This window comes from Planctomonas deserti, from assembly GCF_003067705.1.
GTDB lineage: Bacteria > Actinomycetota > Actinomycetes > Actinomycetales > Microbacteriaceae > Planctomonas > Planctomonas deserti.
The window spans coordinates 1-1,477 of sequence record NZ_QANL01000009.1 but is presented as its reverse complement, the minus strand read 5'-3'; the positions used below and the strand labels follow the sequence as shown (position 1 = coordinate 1,477).

General features: G+C 55.0%; 2 rRNA genes. Both read right to left on the bottom strand.

Annotated elements, in window-relative coordinates:
- Positions 1-128: 128 nt before the first annotated feature.
- Positions 129-243 (bottom strand): 5S ribosomal RNA (gene rrf, locus DAI20_RS16790).
- 126 nt (positions 244-369) lie between these two features.
- Positions 370-1,477 (bottom strand): 23S ribosomal RNA (locus tag DAI20_RS16785); the annotation flags it as partial.

Here is a 1,477-nt window from a genome sequence, read left to right as displayed (position 1 = left end):
GTTGCAGCAGCGCTTGCAGCGCCAGCTTCGCGATCTTGCCCTTGGGGCGGAAGGTACCCGGAAAATGCAGTGCCTTCACTTAATAAGAAAAACCCCGCTGCGCATGCAGCGGGGTTCTCGGGTGTAAACCCTGGCGATGACCTACTCTCGCATGGCTTGAGCCACACTACCATCGGCGCAGCTGCGTTTCACTTCCGAGTTCGGGATGGGATCGGGTGGTTCCACAGCGCTAATTTCACCAGGGAGGCTTTTGGAGAGTCGCACTCGTCCCGATGGGACAAGGCGCCAGCCTCGCATAGTTCTTGTGACGTAGCGTGCACTTGGATGCTCTTACGACGTTGTCGTAAAGCCAAGGCAACTTGAGGTTATATGGTCAAGCCTCTCGGATCATTAGTATCAGTTAGCTCAATACATTGCTGTACTTACACACCTGACCTATCAACCACGTAGTCTACATGGTTCCTTCAGGGGGCTTGTGCCCCGGGAGATCTCATCTTGAGGCGCGCTTCCCGCTTAGATGCTTTCAGCGGTTATCGCTTCCGAACATAGCTACCCGGCAATGCCACTGGCGTGACAACCGGAACACCAGAGGTTCGTCCACTCCGGTCCTCTCGTACTAGGAGCAGCCCCTCTCAAATCTCCAACGCCCATGGCAGATAGGGACCGAACTGTCTCACGACGTTCTGAACCCAGCTCGCGTACCACTTTAAATGGCGAACAGCCATACCCTTGGGACCGACTACAGCCCCAGGATGTGATGAGCCGACATCGAGGTGCCAAACACCGCCGTCGATATGAACTCTTGGGCGGTATCAGCCTGTTATCCCCGGAGTACCTTTTATCCGTTGAGCGATGGCCCTTCCATACAGAACCACCGGATCACTAAGTCCTAGTTTCCTACCTGCTTGATCCGTCGATCTTGCAGTCAAGCACGCTTATGCCTTTGCACACAGTGCGCGATGTCCGACCGCGCTGAGCGTACCTTCGAGCTCCTCCGTTACTCTTTAGGAGGAGACCGCCCCAGTCAAACTACCCACCATACACGGTCCCCGACCCAGATAATGGGCCCAGGTTAGAACGTCAAGCACGACAGGGTGGTATTTCAAGGATGGCTCCACTGCAGCTAGCGCCACAGTTTCATAGCCTCCCACCTATCCTACACAGACGAACTCAACGTTCAGTGTAAAGCTATAGTAAAGGTTCACGGGGTCTTTCCGTCTTGCCACGGGAACGCTGCATCTTCACAGCGATTTCAATTTCACTGAGTCTCGGGTGGAGACAGCGCCGCTGTCGTTACGCCATTCGTGCAGGTCGGAACTTACCCGACAAGGAATTTCGCTACCTTAGGACCGTTATAGTTACGGCCGCCGTTTACTGGGGCTTCGATCAAGAGCTTCGCCTTGCGGCTGACCCCATCAATTAACCTTCCAGCACCGGGCAGGCGTCACACCCTATACGTCCACTTTCGTGTTTGCAG